Origin of the sequence: Algivirga pacifica (genome assembly GCF_039543525.1) — a bacterium.
GTDB lineage: Bacteria > Bacteroidota > Bacteroidia > Cytophagales > Flammeovirgaceae > Algivirga > Algivirga pacifica.
Genome location: NZ_BAABJX010000036.1, coordinates 135,340 through 156,310, shown reverse-complemented (window position 1 = coordinate 156,310; position 20,971 = coordinate 135,340). Strand labels below are relative to the sequence as shown.

Annotated in this window: 7 protein-coding genes; 6 read left to right on the top strand and 1 reads right to left on the bottom strand. The window is 42.2% G+C overall.

Annotated elements, in window-relative coordinates; translation table 11 throughout:
* The first annotated feature begins 86 nt into the window (after window positions 1–86).
* The 5 genes from ABD985_RS12605 (at window position 87) to ABD985_RS12585 (ending at window position 17,679) form a co-directional block, all read left to right on the top strand.
* Entirely contained in the window at window positions 87–2,396 is a 2,310-nt protein-coding gene (locus ABD985_RS12605) for a TonB-dependent receptor (RefSeq protein WP_345372257.1), read from the top strand.
* Window positions 2,397–3,135: 739 nt separating this feature from the next.
* A complete protein-coding gene (locus ABD985_RS12600; RefSeq protein WP_345372256.1) occupies window positions 3,136–3,951 on the top strand; it encodes a TolB-like translocation protein in 816 nt (271 codons plus the stop codon).
* Between the two features lie 130 nt (window positions 3,952–4,081).
* Window positions 4,082–9,739, top strand: a complete 5,658-nt coding sequence (locus ABD985_RS12595; RefSeq protein WP_345372255.1) for a family 10 glycosylhydrolase — start codon at window positions 4,082–4,084, stop codon at window positions 9,737–9,739.
* Window positions 9,740–9,845: 106 nt separating this feature from the next.
* Window positions 9,846–15,494 (top strand): golvesin C-terminal-like domain-containing protein, encoded by a 5,649-nt coding sequence (locus tag ABD985_RS12590; RefSeq protein WP_345372253.1) that lies wholly within the window; start codon window positions 9,846–9,848, stop codon window positions 15,492–15,494.
* Window positions 15,495–15,771: 277 nt separating this feature from the next.
* Complete coding sequence (locus ABD985_RS12585; RefSeq protein WP_345372252.1) at window positions 15,772–17,679, top strand: WG repeat-containing protein; 1,908 nt, start codon at window positions 15,772–15,774, stop codon at window positions 17,677–17,679.
* Between the two features lie 658 nt (window positions 17,680–18,337).
* On the opposite strand, the gene ABD985_RS12580 is transcribed toward ABD985_RS12585, so the two are convergent.
* On the bottom strand, window positions 18,338–18,886 hold the full coding sequence (locus ABD985_RS12580; protein WP_345372251.1) for an ankyrin repeat domain-containing protein: 549 nt from the start codon (window positions 18,884–18,886) through the stop codon (window positions 18,338–18,340).
* Window positions 18,887–19,617: 731 nt separating this feature from the next.
* Between ABD985_RS12580 and ABD985_RS12575 the strand changes: the two genes are divergently transcribed.
* Window positions 19,618–20,751, top strand: a complete 1,134-nt coding sequence (locus tag ABD985_RS12575; protein ID WP_345372250.1) for a fatty acid desaturase family protein — start codon at window positions 19,618–19,620, stop codon at window positions 20,749–20,751.
* Window positions 20,752–20,971 lie beyond the last annotated feature (220 nt).

Here is a 20,971-nt window from a genome sequence, read left to right as displayed (position 1 = left end):
TAATAAAAAGAAGTGAAATATACTCTAATTTATTTTTTAGATTAACCTAAATTTAGATATTTGTATTGTCTAAAAAATGAAGCCATATGACAATGAGTATAAAACAACATTCTCTATTCTCGCTACTTATAGTATTATCACTAGGAATTGTCAGTACCGTAAGCGCACAGCAGGGACGTATTCAGGGGCAAGTGACCCACGCAGGGCAGCCTGTGGAATTTGTATCTGTAGGGCTTAAGGGCAGTAAAATCGGAACAACAACAGGCAAAGACGGAACATACGTTCTGGATCATATACCTGTAGGAAAATATACTTTACAGCTATCTTCTGTGGGATATCTTTCGATTAAACAAACTGTAGAGGTGCAGGAGGAAGTAACCCTTCAATTGAACTTTGTATTGGAGGAAGACGAAAAGCAAATGGAGGAGGTAGTGGTGACTGGTACCATGAAACCTACCTTTGTTTCTGACTCTCCGGTGAAAATAGATGTGGTGACCTCCAAGCAGCTGGAAATTTTCCTGCCTACGGCCAGTACGTCATTGGTGGAAAATATGCAGTTAGTCAACGGGGTGCAGGAAGTAGTCGCTTGTGGGGTATGCTATACGAATAGTATTAGTATCAATGGGTTGCCGGGACCTTATACGGCAGTGCTGATGGATGGAACTCCCATTTATGGTAACCTGGCCTCTGTTTATGGCTTGAATGGGATTCCAAATATGATTGTTGACCGCTTTGAGGTGATTAAGGGACCAAGCAGCACCTTGTATGGTTCTGAAGCCGTTGCTGGTGTAATTAACATTATTACAAAGGATCCGGCAGAGCAGCCTTTATTGTCTTTGGATATTATGGGAACGTCTCATCTGGAAAGCTTTGGGAATATCGCGATAGCACCGAAGATCGGGAAGTCCTCAGGATATATTGGTTTGAACTATGCCTATATCAATGATTTTGACGATGCCAATGGGGATGGATTTGGAGATGCAGCGAATATGGATCGTTATTCTCTTTTTACGAAATGGAATATCTACCGAAAGAGTGGAAAGAAATTCACCTTGGCCGGGAAATACTATTATGAGGATAGAAGAAATGGGGTGGAAGAGTATTTAGCCGATCGTAACTACCGTACGTTAAGAGGATCGGATACGATCTATGGAGAGAGTATCTACACGAACCGTACAGAACTTTTTGGTACCTATGAACTGAATACTGCACCTTCTTTAAAAGTGGACTTTTCTTTGTCTCACCACGATCAGGATAGTTATTATGGAAGTGACCATTATGTGGCACAACAGCAGATTGCTTTTGCTAACTTCTTGTGGAATACTAATTGGAAGAAGCATGATATTCTTACAGGGTTGACGGCTCGTTATAACGCTTATGATGATAACAGTGTCGCAACGGAAGTGGAGCAAAATGGACAGGTGATCAACCAACCCAATAATCAGTTTATCCCGGGGATATTTGTGCAAGACGAATGGACTATTCGAGACAACTTCACTTTATTGTCAGGGTTGCGTATGGATCACTATAATTCTCATGGAGTGATCTTCGCTCCTCGTTTGAGTACAAAATGGAAACCTTCTGAGTGGACGACCGTACGCTCTAATTTTGGCACAGGATTTCGCATTGTCAACCTATTTACAGAGGATCATGCGTTTGTGACAGGACAGCGGGAAGTCGTGATCAAAGAGGAGCTACAGCCGGAAGAGTCCTATAACCTGTCATTGAATATCAATCAGGTATATGCTTCTATGGGAGGTAGTGGCTCTATTGATGTAGAAGCCTATTATACCCATTTCACAAATAAGATTATACCGGATTATGATACGCCCGGACAAATTATCTATGCGAATTCAGAAGGGTATGCCCGTACCATGGGGGTAGGTGTGACAGTAGATCACAATTTTGATTTTCCATTGGCTATGAACCTAGGAGTTAATGTGCAGCGTGCTACAGAAACAGAGCAGAATGATGCTGGAAGCTGGGAGACCAATGCTATTCCTTTCGCCCCAGAATGGAGTGGTGTCGGGAGTATTAACTATCAATGGAAAGAAAAAAGAATGGTATTCGCTTATACGGCAAGGGTTACAGGAGTAATGACCTTACCAGAGGTATATGATTTGAATGATCAGGGAGTACCTCTGGAAACACCACGCCCTACGAGAAGTACGCCTTTTTCTTTGCATAATATTCAGGTAAGCAAACAGTTTAATAAAGGATTTTCATTCTATACAGGAATTCAGAACCTATTTAATTTTAGACAAGAAGCTTCTCCATTGATCGGTTATAATGACCCGAATCGACCGATAGGGTTTAGCGATTACTTTGATACTTCCTACGCCTATGCGCCCAATCATGGAAGAGAATTGTACTTAGGGATTAAATGGGAGTATTAATGAAGGATGCTAACATGTTGCATATCAGTATCTACTCTTGCAGGGAGAAAAAGTAAAAAGTAATAGGTATAAGGTAAAGGGGGATTTAAATTTCTCCTTTCTCCTTTCTCCTTTCTCCTTTCTCCTTTCTCCTTTCTCCTTTCTCCTTTCTCCTTTCTCCTTTCTCCTTTCTCCTTTCTCCTTTCTCCTCGGAGTACCTACAAGGAAAGCCCTTTCCTATCCCCTTTTGTAGGGGCTTTTTGAGTCATTATAATTAGGGATTTGAAGTGATTTGTGAATTTATTGTAAATAAATCACTACGATAATTCTTGTTATTATATATAGCGTGATTATTAAGGTGATACTAATGATAATTACTCATTATCAGGTTGAAGTTTTGGTGAAAATAGTTATTTGCGATAAAATATTCTGAATTACTTACGTTGCATTTTTTTCATTAAAAGGGATTTTTTTTAAAAATAAGTACAATAAATAACCGAAATCAGTGATACGGGTAACTGAATGATACGAGTTAATTTCACTGTTATGTGTTATTTGATATGTAGTGCCAAAACGTCACTTTTACGAAGTGTTAACTGTCGTTTGCAAAAAAATCATTGAGAGTCATCACTATCAATAATGATTTTAGTCATTCCTACCAAATTAAACTCTCATCGAAGAGGTAACACATTCAAGGTTAAGGCCATCCTTTATTTTCTCGCAGAGGTGGTCAATTATTTATTCAAAAACAAACACAAACATGAAATGGACAAGCTTGGCTTTGCTGCTATTTGTTGCTTTTCCGGCATTCAGCCAGAAAATTCAGCAATTAGATGTGCAAGGCTATTATCCCAAGCTATCACCTGATGGGAAGCAGGTGCTGCTAACTTCTTCTAAGTTTACAGGATTAAAGTTATACGATTTGGCGGGTAAGTCTACTCGTTCCTTAACGGATAAACCTGGAGCTGGCTATGGCGCAGAGTTTAATGGTGATAAGATTGTTTTTGCGGACAAAGGGACTCGTCAGCTGATGGAGGTGACTACTTTTTCTGGAAAACTATCCCCATTGAGTGCTGCTAAAGGGGAGCAACCTCATCATTTTTTGGCGCTTAAAAATAAAGCGATCCAAAACTTGAATAAAGCAGTAGATGCTCGTCCAACGTCTATGTTGGATGGCGTGATTGTTACCATGGCTAATGGGGAAGAGAAAACATTTTCTCCTTTAGGAACGCGCGAAGACTATATCTGGACTTCCGTTTCACCAGACGGACAGCATATTCTGATGAAAGCGTCAGGGTATACGGCCGTGATCACGGATCTTAATGGTAATGTGGTAAAAGATTTGGGCGACCTGGAAGCACCAAAATGGTTGGGGAATAACCGAATCATTTATATGGAGACAGAAGATAACCACGATACTTACATTAAAAGTGATATCTACGTACTGTCTTTGGACAATCAGAAATCTCAAAAACTAACAGAAGGCTTTGGTAAGATTGCGATGTACCCGGATGCACAAGAAGGGAAAGTCGTTTTCAATACGCCAGAAGGAGAGGTATTCATGATTGAGTACTAATTCACTTCTTTTATACAATTTTATCTTTAATAAGCTATCCCTGAGGTATATGATGCCATAATTACGTTATGATTTTTTTGACTAAGCCACGGTGAATAGTCTTTATTTTATCCAAAAAACAACTTCAGAAATGAGAAAAATTCTCTCCTATATGTTGTTGATAGGAGTCTGCTTTGCGCCGATTTTTGCAAGCGCACAGGTTCCTGCCAACGTACCTCAGCTATTGGCTGGGAAAAGAATTGCCATTGACCCTGGACACGGGGGACGTGATTCAGATGATAGACAAACTCCATTGGGAAATGGGTTTACTTACTGGGAGTCTGCCGGATGTTGGGAAGTAGGTAATATGGTCAATGACCTTTTGATTGAGCTTGGTGCGACGACCAAGATGACTAGAACTACTGATAGCGCAACGAGTGCAGTGAGGGATCCTTCCCTGTCCGAGCGTGTAGCGACAGCCAATGCTTTTGGTGCTGACTATATGCACTCTATCCATACGAATGCAGCGAATGGTGTTGCCAACTATAGCTTACTGCTTTATAGAGGGGTGAATGGTAACCCTACTTGGTCTGCAGCGAAGACTATGGGTGGTATTATGTCTAAGCTTTTCTATGAGCACTGGTATTCGACTACTTATTACAATAGAGCGGACCGTGATTTCTTGCCTTACCACCTTGGAGTGTTGGCAGGAACGAACATGCCAGCTACCCTGTCAGAAGGAGCTTTCCACGACGTGCAGGCAGAAGGTAGAAGAATGATGAACGCTGGTTACTCTAAGGCAGGAGCATGGGCGATAGTGAAAGCTTTCTTACAGTACTTTAATGCAGGAACGCTTTCTTACGGTGAAGTAGGAGGTGTCATCAAGGATGAGTCTGGTGTACCGGTGAACGGTATGACCGTAACATTGGATGAAGGTACTGCAGATGAAAAAGTAGTAGTAACGGATAATGTTGATAACGGATTCTATTTCTTCGATTGGTTGACTCCGGGTACGCACACCCTGAAGTTTGAGAAGAACGGTTTCACAACAACAACACAAAATGTAACAGTATCGGCAGGAGTATTTAACCGTACTAACCCTACTGTAACTAGCTTGGGTACACCTCCAAACAGACCAACACTTTACTTTGTAGGTAACCCTACAGGCGGAAGCAGCCTACAGGCACGTTGGTCACAGAATGGAGAAGGTAACTTGGTAGGATACCGTCTATACTATGCAGAGAATGATAATATTGATAGCTGGAAATTGGCAGCAGACGAGAATACATTGACAGCAACAACTACTTCAGTAACATTGGGTAGCGATGCTAGCTTTGTGGATGCTCCAACGGGAGCAGCTTACCACTTTATGATCAAAGCGGTAGCACAAGGTGATGGTGTATTGTTGGAAAGTGATGCTAGTGATATTTACTCTAGGTCATCAGGATCAACAGGAGACCAGATCTTGATCGTAGATGGTTTTGACCGTTACACAGGATCGGCTTCTTACAAGAATCCAACACATAGCTTTGGAACAAGTTACTTCAAGGCGATCAGAGATAGCTACAACGCAGTGGTATCTACAGCTGACAACGCACAGGTGGCAGACGGTACAGTAGATTTGGATAACTATGCAGCCGTAGTATGGTTCGTAGGTGATGAATCTACAGTCGCAGAAACATTTGCTGCTATCGAGCAGACTAAAGTGAAAGAGTACCTGGAAGCAGGAGGTAAGCTTTTGGTGTCAGGTTCAGAAATTGGTTGGGACTTGTTTAGCCAAGGGTCTACGGATGATAAAGCATTCTATAACAATTACCTGAAAGCGAACTTTGTGGATGACGGTAGCGCATCTTATACACCAGCAGCAGGTGTTGCAGGAACAAGCTTTGACGGAGCATTATTGAACTTCGGAGCAACTTATCCAGAAGATTATCCAGATGCCATCTCTTCCAATGGAGGTCAGAACATTTTGGCTTACAATGGCGGTAAGACGGCAGCAACAGCTTATACCGGTACATTTGGTAGTGGTTCTGCAACAGGTGCTGTGATCTACGTATCTTTCCCATTGGAAACAGCAAGTCTTGCAGAGCAGACGGACTTCATGGGTAAAGCATTGAACTACTTGAGCATTCAGACAGTCAATGTAGCGCCAGTAGCCAATGATGATGCAACGGCAACGGATGAAGGAATTGCAGTAACGATTGATGTATTGTCAAATGACGTAGATAGCAATATTGATGCATCTACGCTGGCCATTGTATCTGCACCAGCAAATGGTACAGCAACAGTAGGTGCTGGAAATATTACGTATACTCCAGCAGCTGGCTTTACAGGAGACGCAACCTTTACGTATCAGGTATCGGATGCAGAAGGTTTAGTTTCAAACACAGCTACGGTAACCGTTTCTGTATTTGCTCCTCAAAATTGTGTGGAAGCAGGTCCTGAAGTAAGCCCGAATCACCCTAAGCGTGAGTTCAGAGGTGCTTGGATCTCTACGGTAGCCAATATCGACTGGCCATCAGCTCCAGGACTATCTGGAACGACACAAAAAGCACAGTTGATCAGCATCTTGGATGATCTACAGGCGTCAGGCATCAATGCAGTATTGCTTCAGGTAAGACCTGAGAGTGATGCATTGTACGCTTCTACGATTGATCCTTGGTCATATTATTTGTCAGGAACACAAGGAGTTGCTCCATCACCATATTATGACCCTCTACAGTTTGCAATTGACGAGGCACATAAGAGAGGAATGGAGCTGCACGCTTGGTTGAACCCTTACCGTGCACAGCAAGGAACACCTACTTTGGCGGCATCGCACGTAGCAAACCAGCACCCTGATTGGGTAATGGACTTCTCAGCAAGAGATATCCTTAACCCGGGTATCCCAGGAGTGAGAGACTATGTTGTAGATGTAGTAGAAGATATCGTTTCCCGTTATGATGTAGATGGTATTCACTTTGATGACTACTTCTATCCATATGAAGGAATGACAGACACAAAAGATGCTTCTGCCTTTGCTTCATACAACCCGAATAACTTGAGTCGTGCAGACTGGAGAAGAGATAACGTGAACCAGTTGATCTCAATGGTTTATGCGAAAATTCAGGAGGTGAACACAGCACAGAACAAAGGTATTGTATTTGGTGTGAGTCCATTCGGTATCTGGAAATCAGGAGTACCTTCAGGTATCTCAGGAATGTCAGCTTACGATGTGATCTATGCAGATGCTTTGGCATGGTTGCAAGCAGGTGATATTGACTACTTGACGCCTCAGTTGTACTGGGACTTTGGTGGAGCTCAGGATTATACGGCATTGTCTACATGGTGGGACAACCAAGTAGCGGCATCAGGAAAGCATCATTACCCTGGATTGGGACTGTACCGTTTGGAGTCTACTTCTAGCTGGTCAGCTTCTACGATCCAGAACATGATCATCGAGAACCGTAAGTCAGCGAACGAAGTAACATTGGGACAAGTATTCTTTACAACCAATGACTTGACGGGTAACCAAAAAGGAGTAAAAGACGCATTGAGTGCGAATGAGTATAAGTACCAGTCGATCAATCCTACGATGGGATGGTTGGACGGAACATGTCCATTAGCTCCTACAAACTTCCGTTTGGAGAACAACACCTTGAAGTGGGATGCTCCGGCTGCTGCTTCAGATGGAGACGTTGCTGAGCGTTATATCGTTTATCGTTTCAGTGTAGAGCCAAATACTTCGGCTAACCGTCATGATGGAACGAAAATCGTAGCGGTAACTGGTGAAACTGAAATTGGTCTATCTTCGGCTTGGTTGACAGGTACGGATAACTACTTCGGTGTAGCGGCAGTGGATGACAACGCAAACGAAAGTCCATTTGCCAATGGAAGCGTTTATGTACAAGCTGCTCCTCAGTATTGTGCGGCACAAGGCAACAACTCAACGTATGAGTGGATTGCAGAAGTGAAAGTAGGCTCGATCAGTAAGACAAGTGCCAACGATGGTGGATATGCAGATAAAACGGCAGAATCATTCACGTTGACAATTGGTAATTCTTACGGATTGACTTTGAAGCCAGGATATAGCTCTACAGCATACAATGAGAACTGGAAGGTATGGATTGACTTTAACCAGGATGGTGACTTTGAGGATGCAGGAGAGGAAGTATATGCGATTCCTGCAGTAGCGAAAAACACTGTGACGGGTACTTTGAGTATTCCGGCAGGAGTAAGCGCAGGAACGACACGTATGCGTGTTGGAATGAACGGTTCGTCTTCGGATTATACGCTGAACCCTTGTGGTAGCTTTGCTTACGGTGAGGTAGAGGATTACACGGTAGTATTGGAGGAAGCAGTAGCAGTTGCGCCATCTGCTGAAGATGACAATGCAGTTACGGATACGGATATTGCTGTGGCAATTGATGTATTGGCAAACGATACAGATCCTAACGGTGATATCAATGCTTCTACAGTAACGATCGTAAGCGCACCATCAAACGGTACGGCAACAGTCAATGCAACGACAGGTGTAGTAACTTATACGCCGGCTGCAGGATATTATGGTAGCGATGTATTCACTTATGAAGTAAGTGATGACGAAGGATTAGTTTCTAACGTAGCAACTGTTTCAGTAACGGTGAACAATGAGCCTCCAGCACCATGTGCTGCACAAGGTAACAACTCAACTTATGAGTGGTTGCAGACCGTGACGATTGGCGCATTCAGCCATACATCTGGAAATGACGGTGGATACGGTGATCACACAGACCAAACGGTATATGTGACAACTGGTGAATCATACAACGTAGCGCTTCTTCCAGGATTTAGCGGTTCTTCTTACCAGGAGCACTGGAAAATCTGGATTGACTTCAACGCTGATGGCGACTTTGAGGATCAAGGAGAACTATTGCTTGATGGTTACGGTACAGGTACTGCTGCTTATACTTCTTCTATCCAGATCCCATTCGGTGTGACAGGTGGAGTGAAAACGATGAGAATCGGTATGAACGGTACTTCTGCAGACTATACATTGAACTCATGTGGTTCATTCAACTATGGTGAGGTAGAGGATTACTATGTGAATGTATCTAACAATGGTTGTGTACCTCCAACAGCTACTTCGGTTGTGATTGACAACGACCAAGCAGCACTAGTTGGAACATGGCCAGCAAGTACATACGAGGCTGACTACGTTGGTGCAAACTACTACTACGATAACTTGGAGAACAAAGGAAGCAAGACAGTTACTTATACTCCGACAATTGAAGTAGCAGGTACTTACGAAGTGTTTGTAAGCCACCCTGACAACCCGAACTATGCGACGAACGTACCATTCGATGTAAATCACTTGGGAGGTACTTCAGAAACATTGATCAACCAGTCTACGGGCGGTGGAACATGGAAGTCACTAGGACAGTACGAGTTTGCTGCAGGTACTTCAGGTAATGTGGTATTGAGAACAACAGGAACAGACGCAAGCAAGTACGTGATCGCTGATGCGGTTCGTTTCGACTTCGTGAACTGTACAGTTTCTGGTGCTCGTACGGCTACCGACCTGAAAGGCTTAACGGCAAATGAGCTAACGGTATATCCTAATCCTGCAATCAACTACACGAACATTGCTTTCCGTCTGAACACTGACGAGCAAGTAAACATCTCCGTGTACAACCTTGTAGGTAAGGTAGTAGAGGAGCACGTAGCGAACTATCGTGCCGGTAACAACGAATATCAACTGAATACTTCTAAGTATCGCTCAGGTATGTATGTCATCAAATTGACTACAAACAGCGGACTAGAATTGAATACCAACTTACTGAAGCGTTAAGCTTCTAGAATTACCCTAAGGCCGCAAGGAAACTTGCGGCCTTTTTTCCATCCGAAATCGTGTATCTCGCACACGATTATTGTTTACTAAAACTATCCAATAACTAATGTACTATTCCTTCCGATTGATAGCATGGGTTGCTACCCTATGCTTATCACTAATAGGTACTTCCTATGCCCAAGACCCATTAGAAGCAAGACTTAGAAGTACTTTACAAAGCCAATGGCAAAATACCAATACTCCCGGCGTTAGTGTCGCCGTCTCTACACCTGATAGAGGAATCCTTTATGCCCACGCCGGAGTGGGTAATGTGTATACAAGCAGTACGATTACTCCTGATACGAAATATTATGTAGCCAGTATCTCCAAAACATTCACTGGAGCATTGTTGATGCGTATGCAGGAAGAAGGTTTATTGAATATTGATGATAAGCTTTCGGATTACTTAATTATCTCAGGCCTACCTTATAATTCGACCATGACGATTCGACAGCTGATGAACCATTCAGCGGGTGTCGGTGACCATTTCGATAATGGCAATTACTGGAATCTAACGGTAGGGGATCCTTATCGTGTATTAACCGATAGTGAAGTAATGTCCTATTCCAATGCCATAGGCGCCTCTTTCTACCCAGGAAGTGGATACGATTACTCTAATGGAGGTATTTATGTATTGGGAATGTTGATTGAAGAAATATTAGGGGTTTCTTTGAATCAGGCGATGGATACTTGGTTGGTACAACCACTAGGCTTAACCAAGACATTCTTGGATGACAGTAGTGATCCAGGAAACCCTATTGCAGGGTTGGCTGAGAACACACGTTCTTATGAGTATCATAAGAGTGGAGTAGCTGCAGCAGGGGCTGTGGTCTCTACACCAGGGGAGCTAGCTAAGTTTGTTAAAGCAATCTTCAGCGAAGGTTTCCTAACACAAAGCTCTATTAATTCCATGCAGGCAGCTTCTACCCGTAACAGTGCTTACGGTTTGTGTACCCGTCGTTGGTCGGATAGAGGATATAGCTTCTATGGACATACAGGAACCTTGGCAGGGTATAACAGTATCATGTACTACATTCCAGGGCTGGATGTGTCTGTGGCTATTAATATCAATGGATATGCAAGCCCTAGTTCTGCTTGGGATAACTTGAAAACAGCTATTTATGATGTGGTCGTAGATGAGTATGCAGGCTATTGTAGTAATAACAACTGTAATGCGCCATCCAGACCAGTATTGCATTATGTACGCAATAACGTCAATAATACCATCTCTGTAAGCTGGAAAGAAAATACGGAGACGGATTTGGCAGGGTATCGTTTGTATTATACAACACAGGATGACCTGAGTAATTGGCAACTGGCAGCCGATGAGAATACCCTAACCGCAGGGATCGGTACTTATACATTCAATAGTAGCAGTGAATTTCAAGTAGCGACAACTTCGGATGTACAGTTCTTTAAGTTAGCTGCAGTGGGGACAGATGGGATTGAAAGTAGCACTTCTGACGTATACGTGCAAAGAAGTAGCAGTAGCAGCAAACGCTTACTGATTGTCGATGGATTTGACCGCTTTGGAGGAAGTGCCTCTTATGGTTCTATTGTTCATAACTTCACAGCAGATTATCTAAAGATTTTCCGTGATGCCAATGGCAGCGATTTCTCGGTGACCTCAGCAGCCAACGAGGCCGTAGAACAAGGAAAAGTAAACTTACAGGCCTACGATATGGTCGTATGGTTTACAGGAGATGAGTCGACCATTGCAGAGTCCTTTAACTGGATAGAAGAAGATTTGATTGAGCAATACCTGGAAACAGGAGGTAATCTATTCGTAACAGGTTCTGAAATAGGTTGGGATCTATCAGCCAAAGGAACAGCAGCCGATCAGGCGTTCTATGGAAATTATTTGAAAGCTACTTACGTGGATGATGGTTCTGTAAACTATATTCCGGCGACAGGATTGGCAGGGACAGAATTTGCTGGTACGGTATTGAACTTTGGTCAGGTATACGCAGAGGATTATCCAGATGCCATTACACCGGCTAATGGAGCGGAGGCCTTGTTTGCCTATAATGTTGCGGGCAAGAATGGTGGAGTAGGTTATAAGGGAACATTTGGTAACTCATCTACCCCTGGAGCAGTGGCTTATATATCTTTCCCATTGGAAACGGTAAGTGATCAGGCTGCCAAGACAACTTTTGCAGGACAGCTGGTAAGTTACTTTGGATTGGATGCCGCACCAGGTACCCCTAAAGCTAACTTTATCATCAGTGGTCTTCCGGCAGCACCGGGCACAGCGATTGGTTTTGATGCTTCCACTTCTACCGATGATGATGGTACAATCACTTCTTATGCATGGGATTTTGGAGATGGAAATACAGCAAGTGGAGCAACTGCTTCTCATACGTATACGGCAAATGGAACCTATACCGTAGAACTGACAATTACAGATAATGACGGGAAGGTAGCCTCCAAATCACAACAAGTAAGTATTGCAGGAGAGGAGGAGCTAAGAGGTACATGGTTAGCGTGGACAGAGCGTAATGTTCCGGATAGAGCAGAGATTGCTGCTGAAATGCAGAAAATGGCCGATGCCAACCTCAACGTGGTATATGTTCCGGTATGGAGAATGGGATATACCTACTTCAAGAGCCCGACTTTAAATAAAGTACTGGGAGTAGATATTGATCCAGTTGCAGGAAGTCGTGATATTCTTCAGGAGATGATTGAGGAAGGACACCAAAGAGGACTGAAAGTAGTGGCTTGGTTTGAAGGAGGCTTCTCTGCCGGTAGAAAAACAGATCTACTATATCAGACCAAACCGGAATGGTTTACGCAAAGACAAAACGGCACACAGGAGTATGAATCCGATGTCGTATGGTTGACACACAATCACCCTGAAGTATTGGCTTTCCTATTGGACTTAGGAAGGGATGCTATTAGAAACTATGCGGTGGATGGTATACAGATGGATCGTGTACGTTACCCTGATCTGGATTGTGGATACGATGCCATGACACAGGAAATCTATTTCAGAGAAAAAGGAAGCTTCCCGCCAACAACCACCAATAATGCGACATGGATGCGTTGGAGAGCAGATCGATTGACAGCCTTTATTGGTGACTTCTACCAAATGGCGAAGGAAACAGATCCGGGGATTGCAGTAAGTAATGCACCTATTGCTTATCCATATGGTTATAACAACTTCTGTCAGGACTGGCCGGCATGGGTCAATAATGGCTATCTGGATTATGTGATTCCTCAGGTATATCGAGAGACATTGAGTAGCTACAATACCTCATTAACAGAGCAATTGTCTTATGTAAACGATAATTCTAAGGTAACACCGGGGATCACAAGTATCTATTCTGGTATTGAAGTGAGTTCTTCAACGGTAGTGGATAAGATTAACAATACGAGAGGAAGAGGCTTGAAAGGTCACGTACTTTGGTATCATAAGGAACTGAGCAATGATTATAATTACTTATTGAATAATGCCTATCAGGTAGAGGCTTCTTTACCTGCTGAGTTTGATCATGTGGGTAGTGTAGGAAGCTGTGCTACGGTAGCAGCCATTCAAATTGATGCAGGTGATGCAGGGTATACGCAATCAGGATCATGGAATAGCAGTTCATCTCAGGTAGGTTACTTGGGAAGCGGTTATTATCATGACGGAAATGCTGATAAGGGAACAAAGTCAGTGACCTATACTCCTACAATCCTTCAGGCAGGTAGCTATGAAGTATTTACCATTCATACAGCATTTACCAATAGAGCATCGAATGTTCCTGTAGATATCAACCATTTTGATGGAACGACCACCGTAGTGGTAGATCAAACACAGAATACAGCAACTTGGGTATCACTGGGAACGTATGATTTTGCGGCAGGGTCTAATGGAACGGTAGTACTTCGTACAGATGGTACGAATGGTTTTGTGATTGCGGATGCGATGCGATTTGTCTTGAAAGAGTGTAAGAACCTTTCGAACGATAATATTCCTGTCGTAAACAATGACAATGCTACAGTCAATGAGGATGGCAGCGTAGTCGTCAATGTATTGAGCAACGATGCGATTGTGCAAGGAAGTATTGATCCTTCAACAGTAACCGTCGTAACAGCAGCAACGAATGGAACAACATCCGTGAATGCGACAACAGGTGCAGTAACCTATACGCCTAATGCGAACTTCAATGGTGCGGATAGCTTTACGTACCGTGTCAGTAGCACAGAGGGATCGGTATCCTCTTTGGCAACGGTTAGTCTAACGGTATCAGCAGTAAACGACTTGCCAGTAGCAGCCAACGATGCGGCAACGACCTCGGAGACTACGCCAGTAGTCATAGATGTATTGTCTAATGATTCAGACATTGAGGGTACATTGGATGCGACATCTGTAGTTGTGAAAACTGCGGCTACAAATGGGACAACATCCGTAAATGCGACAACAGGAGCAATTACCTATACCCCTAATGCAGGGTTTGCAGGGACTGATAGCTTCACGTATGAAGTAGCGGATGCCGATGGGGCAGGATCTAATGCAGCGACGGTTACCGTGACTGTGGAAGCGACGCCAACCACACCTCCAGCACCTTGTGCCGCAGCGGGAACAAACTCTACCTACGAATGGCTACAGTCTGTGACGATTGGAGCGTTTAGTCATACATCAGGAAATGACGGAGGATACGGAGATCATACCGACCAAACGGTTTACGTTACGACTGGAGAATCTTATAGTGTAGCCTTGTTACCGGGTTTTAGTGGATCGTCATATCAGGAGCATTGGAAAATCTGGATTGACTTTAATGCCGATGGTGATTTTGATGATGCAGGAGAAGAGCTACTTGATGGTTATGGTACAGGTAAAAAAGAATTTACAGGAACGATTGAGATACCATTTGGGGTAGCATCAGGAATCAAGACGATGCGTGTTGGAATGAATGGTACGTCAGCGGATTATACGTTGAACCCTTGTGGAACGTTTGCTTATGGTGAAGTAGAGGATTACTACGTAGACTTGACCAATAATGGTTGTTTGCCTCCAGCAGCTTCCGAAATTGTCATTGACAATCCAGAAGCAACCTTGGTAGGTTCATGGCCTGCAAGCTCATACCTTTCAGATCGTATTGGCGATAATTACCTTTATGATAATAAGGAAGGAAAAGGGACAAAAAGTGTGATCTATACTCCTTCTATTGAAGTGGCAGGAACTTATGAAGTATTCTTGAGTCATCCAGCCAATAGCGGGTATGCGAGCAACGTACCAGTAGATGTGAATCACGCTGGAGGTTCTAATGAAGTTTTCATTGACCAAAAGGTTAACGGAGGTACTTGGAAGTCGCTGGGAACGTATGAGTTTGCAGCAGGTACTGCAGGTAATGTAGAGCTGAGAACAACAGGAACCTCAACCAGTGAGTTTGTGATTGCCGATGCGGTTCGATTTGTATTTGTGAACTGTAATATTTCCGGTGCACGTTATGCTAATGTAACAGCACCTGAGGTGGCGAACAGTACACTGACGGTGTATCCTAACCCAGTACAACAGTCTGCACAGGTAGCCTTTACGCTACAGGCAGAGGAAGAGGTACAAGTTACGGTATACAATTTGATTGGAAAGGTGGTAGACCAACGTCGAGGAACCTTTAGAACAGGACAGAATAAGGTAAGCTTCAATACAGGAGCATACCGTTCAGGAGTATATGTAATTCAGTTGACTACGGGAAGCGGCATGAAGCTGACAACCAAGATGCTGAAAAACTAATATTGTTAGGTTGAGCTGTTGATATGTTCAACAGTTCAGCCTGATTTCCACTTTTATGTTCATAATGTTTAATTGCAGTTGTTTTACAACTGCGTTCATGATGTTTAGTTGTTTTGTTTTTAAAATCCATGAAATGGATTTTTCGTTGTTCAACTAAACATCATGAATGGGCGAAGCCCAATTAAACATTATGAACATAAGCTTTTACTACAAACAAAACCATATTGCAATTTCGACAGCTATCGAATTGTAAACGATTCAACAATAACTACGAGATATGAAAAAACTGATGCTATTTTTAGTAGCTGCCTTATTTTTTAATTTAGCTTGGGCACAAGAACAACAACTTATTCCATTCAGAAATGGAAATATATGGGGAGCAACGGATAAGGAAAAAAATGAGGTAATTCCCTTTAACTATCAAGAGGTTTCCTTCTTTTCTGATAAGTATTATAAAGTGAAAATTGAAGGAAAGGAGGGGATTATGAATGGAAAAGGAAAATACCTTTTACAACCTATTTATGATCTGATTTTACCGGTCAACGATACCTTGTTTCAAGTAATGAAAGGAGGGAAGACAGGACTTTGTACTTTTGGTGATAAAGAAATATTGCCAATACAATACACCAAACTAAGACAATTTACGGATACCCCCTATTTCTCAGCAGAGCTGAATAAAAAATTTGGGGTGGTAGATATCCACGGAAAGGAATTGATTAAGATTGATTTTGATGGGGTGAGTCATTTTCAGGAGGACTATTTTTTGATTAGAAGAGAGAACCAGTATATGCTGGTGAACAAGGAGTTTCAATCAGTATCCGGGGAGTTTTATGACGATATCGCTCCATTGGATGATACCTATATATTAACCAAAAGGGGAAAGCTATGGGGATGCATGCGTGTAACGGGTGAGAAATTGATCCCTGCTCAATATGAGCGTATTAAGTTGTTGCCGGAAGCCGGATATTTCCAAGTCATAAGAGATCAAAAGTATGGTCTTTTTGATATGACAGGAAAAGAAGTATTAGCCCCTGCATTCGAGGAAGAGATGCATTTCTTTAAGGGGGAGTACTGCTGGATAGAGCGAGAAGGAAAATGGCAAATGTTGAACCTGAAAAAAGACGCTTTTGAACCTTTACCATATACAACGGTAATTGATTCATTATATGGATACGTGCGAGTGATGAAGGGAGATAAAATGGTATTGATCAACCGCAATATGGAAGAAGTTGCACCTGCCCGTTATTATCAAGTAAAGCCTTATAATGATCAGGTACATATGGTGGAACTGGAAAAAAAATGGGGCTTTATAACACTCGATGGCGAAGAGGTAGTTGCACCACAATATGATGAGATTTTTGATGCCCGGGAAAAAGGGAAGAAGAGTTACGCTATGGCAATGGAGTTTGACAGACAGTGGGATATGCCAACGAGCAGAAAGCAAGAAGAGGAAGAAAAAATTATTGATAACGAAGGGGTAGGAAAGGTAGCCAATGGCAATCAATGGGCCTTGGTAGATAGTACGGGGCAAGCATTGACAGAAGCTCGTTATAGCAATATTGGGATTGTATCTAGAAAGCATCCTTTGTGGATGGAGGTGAATGGCAAGTACGGGGCTTTGAGTCAGGAAGGAAAGCAGTTGGTTGCACCCATCTATGATGGAATAGAGTATAAAGGGCTGGATCAGCTATTCAAAATAGAGAAAGACGGAAAGGTTGGCTTATTAGATCAGAACGGAAAGAGCGTATTGTTACCTCAGTACAGCTTGTTCCACTGGACAACAACCAGAGGTCGCTACCTGGTAGGAAACGAAGGGAAGTGGGGATTGATCAACCGCAAGGGAGAAACCCTGATTGCCATGGAGTACCAGCGCCTCTTCGATATGGAAGGTTACTTATTAGGTATCAAAGACGGGCAAGCAACACTTTTTGACAGTAACGGAAATGTAGTGATATCGCCTAAATATACCCATATTGAATCCATGCGAGATGAGAATAGGGAAGTAGTAGAAGGCCTCTTCAAGGTAAGGCAAGGATATCGTGAAGGTGTGGTCAATACCAAGGGTGTTGAAGTTGTTCCGGCAGTTTATGAGCGCGTCGCTTATAGGAATGGATTGTTGGAGGTATTCCAGAATAAGAATAGAGGATATTACAATACCAAAGGGGTGAAATATTTCGCCGAGTAAGGACCGGGATCTATAGAATTTGAAATGGGCCGTAAGCTTTTTAGTTTACGGCCTTTTTTGTTGAGGCCGCTTGCGCGGCTGGTTGAGTGGGCTGCGCCCGTTGAGTAGAGCTTCGCTCTGTTGAGTAATGTAGGAAACTGGTCGTAGCGTCCACGCTACGACCTCCCACGACACTGGTCTTAGGCTCCAGCCTAAGACCTAAAAGCGCTTTTACCGAGCGTCCACGCTCGGGTGGTATGACTGGAAAATGGAGATTGTGATACAAATAGCCCAGGGCATCGCCCTGGGAAAAAGAGAGATAGTAGACACCCAGTCCTAAGATGCACATAGTGGGCTTTAGACTTTAGCCGTGGTGTTTATTAAGGTTGAATATTTATCCGTCATATTCCGTATAGTGACGGATTAAAATCCGCCCCTATGTGATGTCACTCTTTCAGGGTTTTATGGTATAATCCCGAAGGGATGACATCACTAAGAGGTGGGTAGGGACGGTAAGTCTTCAACCCATCTCTTCACGTAAGAAGTGTGTCGGTTAATTATTCAACCTTAATAACCTTGCACCAGCATACTTGTATAAAAAATGGAAGACCAGTAGATTATAGCTAGCCTTCCATTGATATTATCTATGCAGACATAATGTGTGCGAATGGAGTGAAAATCACTTAATATAAGCAACCAATAACTTTTCTAAGTCCAGTAACTCAACTTCATCAGATGAAGGTGTTAATCTATCTCTAACATAAGAAAGTGCTTTTTCAAGGTTAGCTCTGGTATGGCTATAGTCTACAATTACACTTTTCACTGCAGCGTAAGTGATTTTATCTGAGTTAAAATATGTCAAGATTAATCTAGACAATGTAGAATTCCCATATTTATCTCGAAGATTAATATCAAAGCCAAGGTCAACCAAAAACGCAATAACATCTTTCGATTTATCTAAGTCTTCTCCATACAGCTGATAAGTTTGAATATAATAGTAAAGACAAGGATATCCCCTTGTTTCTTCTAATGCATTAACATCTACTCCCTTATCTATTAATAATTTAATGATATCATATTTAGGGTTTAATAACGCATAATGTAATAATGTTGCTCCTGTCTCTGATCGAACAAGATTAATATCTCTAACTGAGGTATCTATTATATCTCTAAGTTTCTTAACTCTTCCATCTGATATAATATCACATAATTTGGAATAACTTATCATAATTACTTTTTTGATTCATGTTTATGAGAGCTCTTAGAAATGAGCTTGAGTGATTGATTCTGTCACTTGTTCTGATAGTTAATGTAATCTACAGCGGATGATGGATTGATAGGTCAAATAAAAATTGCCGAGTTTCGTAAAGTGACGGGATGATTAAATAACCGATACATTTCTTACGTGAAGAGATGGGTTGAAACCTTCAGAATCATACCATAAAACCCTGAAAGGGTGACATCACATAGGGGCGGATTTCAATCCGTCACCGATAAATATTCAAACCCAACCCACAGTCTACGCAAGAATAGCAGACAGTTAGCCCATCCTCTGCCTAAAAACACCATATCATCCAATGCGTCATACGATATTATTTCAAAAAAATAGATTTGTTAAATGATAACGTTATATTTACGGTAGAATAAAAAATGAACCGAAGTAAATCCAATAGGCTTTTACTTAACTTTTTGAGCTAGAATTATTCTGAAATATATAAAGACAATCATAGGCCTTTCTGTAAGAGCTATTGATCAAGACTTTAATGAAGGATATTTTTTGGTGACTATATAATCTCGCAAACACAAAAATCATTTCCCGAAAAACATCTTATTAAAGGCATTCTATATACTCGTAGAAGTAATGAATGTAATTGTGAAATTGTCGCTCAATATGTAATAGATACATTATTGGTTTTTTATCAGAACTAAGAAATAGTAACAAACAAAATAATAATTGCTATGAGTACCGCTATAAAATTTAATAGAGAAGACAGACCAGAGTTTGTCACGGAGTTGAGGAGAAGGGTAAACAGCTACTTCAAGGAAAACAACATTTCAAAGCACGGGAATCGCCAAATGAAAGTGAAAACCCTATTCATGGTGCTTCTGTATTTAGTGCCTTTTGCTTTCATGCTGACAGGGTATATCACCAATGTATGGGGTATACTTGCGTTATGGGGGCTTATGGGTTTTGGGATGTCCGGAGTTGGTCTGGCTGTCATGCACGATGCAAACCATGGTGCTTACTCCAAGAATAAAAAGACCAATGAGTGGGTTGGACGTATCTTGTACCTGGTCGGTGGCTATCCTGCCAACTGGAGGATACAACACAATGTACTTCACCATACCTACACCAATATTAGCGGGCATGACGAAGACCTGGGAAATGGGTTTATCCGTATGTCACCGAATCAAAAAAGAATGGGCTTCCATAAATTCCAAATTATTTATGTTCCCATGTTATATGTCATCATGACATTGTATTGGTTCGTGAGCAAAGACTTTCAACAAATCTTTAGATACAAGAAAAAGAATCTATTAAAAACACAACAGCTGACCTTTTCGACATCGTTGATCAAAATAGCTTTGAGTAAAGTCATCTATGCGCTTGTATTCATTGTGCTTCCGATCGCTGTGCTTCCGTTACCATGGTCGGTAACGATGTGGGGATTTTTACTGATGCACGCCGTTTGTGGGTTGTCACTAGCCTTGATCTTCCAATGTGCACACGTAATCGAGGAAACGTCATTTTTTGATGCAGAAGAAAATGGAGGAAGTATGGAGAATAACTTCGCGATTCACCAATTGAAATCGACGGCAAACTTTGCCCACGGCTCTAGAGCTTTCTCTTGGTTTATTGGAGGATTGAACTACCAAATTGAGCATCACTTGTTCCCTAACATCTGTCATGTTCACTATAGACAAATCTCAGGTATTGTCAAAGAAACTGCAGAAGAGTATGGTATACCTTACGTTGCCCATAAAACCTTTGCAGGTGCGCTAAGAAGTCACTTTGGAATGCTATATAGTCTGGGGAATGGAAGTTATGAGAAGAAAATGGAGAAAGAACAACGACAGTTGGTAGCAAGCTAACGGAAAAGAATACAGTTTATAGTAAAGGAATCCCGGGCAATGCTCGGGATTTTTTTTATGCCTAACAATCGTGTACCCTTCTCTACACTGGTCGGAGGCTCCAGCCTACGACCTAAAAGCATTTTCGAGGGTCCTCCCTCGAGTAATCTCAAGAAAATTAAAAACATATTATGTATTAAAGACCTTATATTACAGGAACCAATTCTATTTTTTATCAAAA

Coding starts and splice junctions, on each gene's coding strand:
- ABD985_RS12605 (WP_345372257.1), top strand. CDS start 87: ATGACAATGAGTATAAAACAACATTCTCTATTCTCGCTACTTATAGTA.
- ABD985_RS12580 (WP_345372251.1), bottom strand. CDS start 18,886: ATGATAAGTTATTCCAAATTATGTGATATTATATCAGATGGAAGAGTT.
- ABD985_RS12600 (WP_345372256.1), top strand. CDS start 3,136: ATGAAATGGACAAGCTTGGCTTTGCTGCTATTTGTTGCTTTTCCGGCA.
- ABD985_RS12575 (WP_345372250.1), top strand. CDS start 19,618: ATGAGTACCGCTATAAAATTTAATAGAGAAGACAGACCAGAGTTTGTC.
- ABD985_RS12585 (WP_345372252.1), top strand. CDS start 15,772: ATGAAAAAACTGATGCTATTTTTAGTAGCTGCCTTATTTTTTAATTTA.
- ABD985_RS12590 (WP_345372253.1), top strand. CDS start 9,846: ATGTACTATTCCTTCCGATTGATAGCATGGGTTGCTACCCTATGCTTA.
- ABD985_RS12595 (WP_345372255.1), top strand. CDS start 4,082: ATGAGAAAAATTCTCTCCTATATGTTGTTGATAGGAGTCTGCTTTGCG.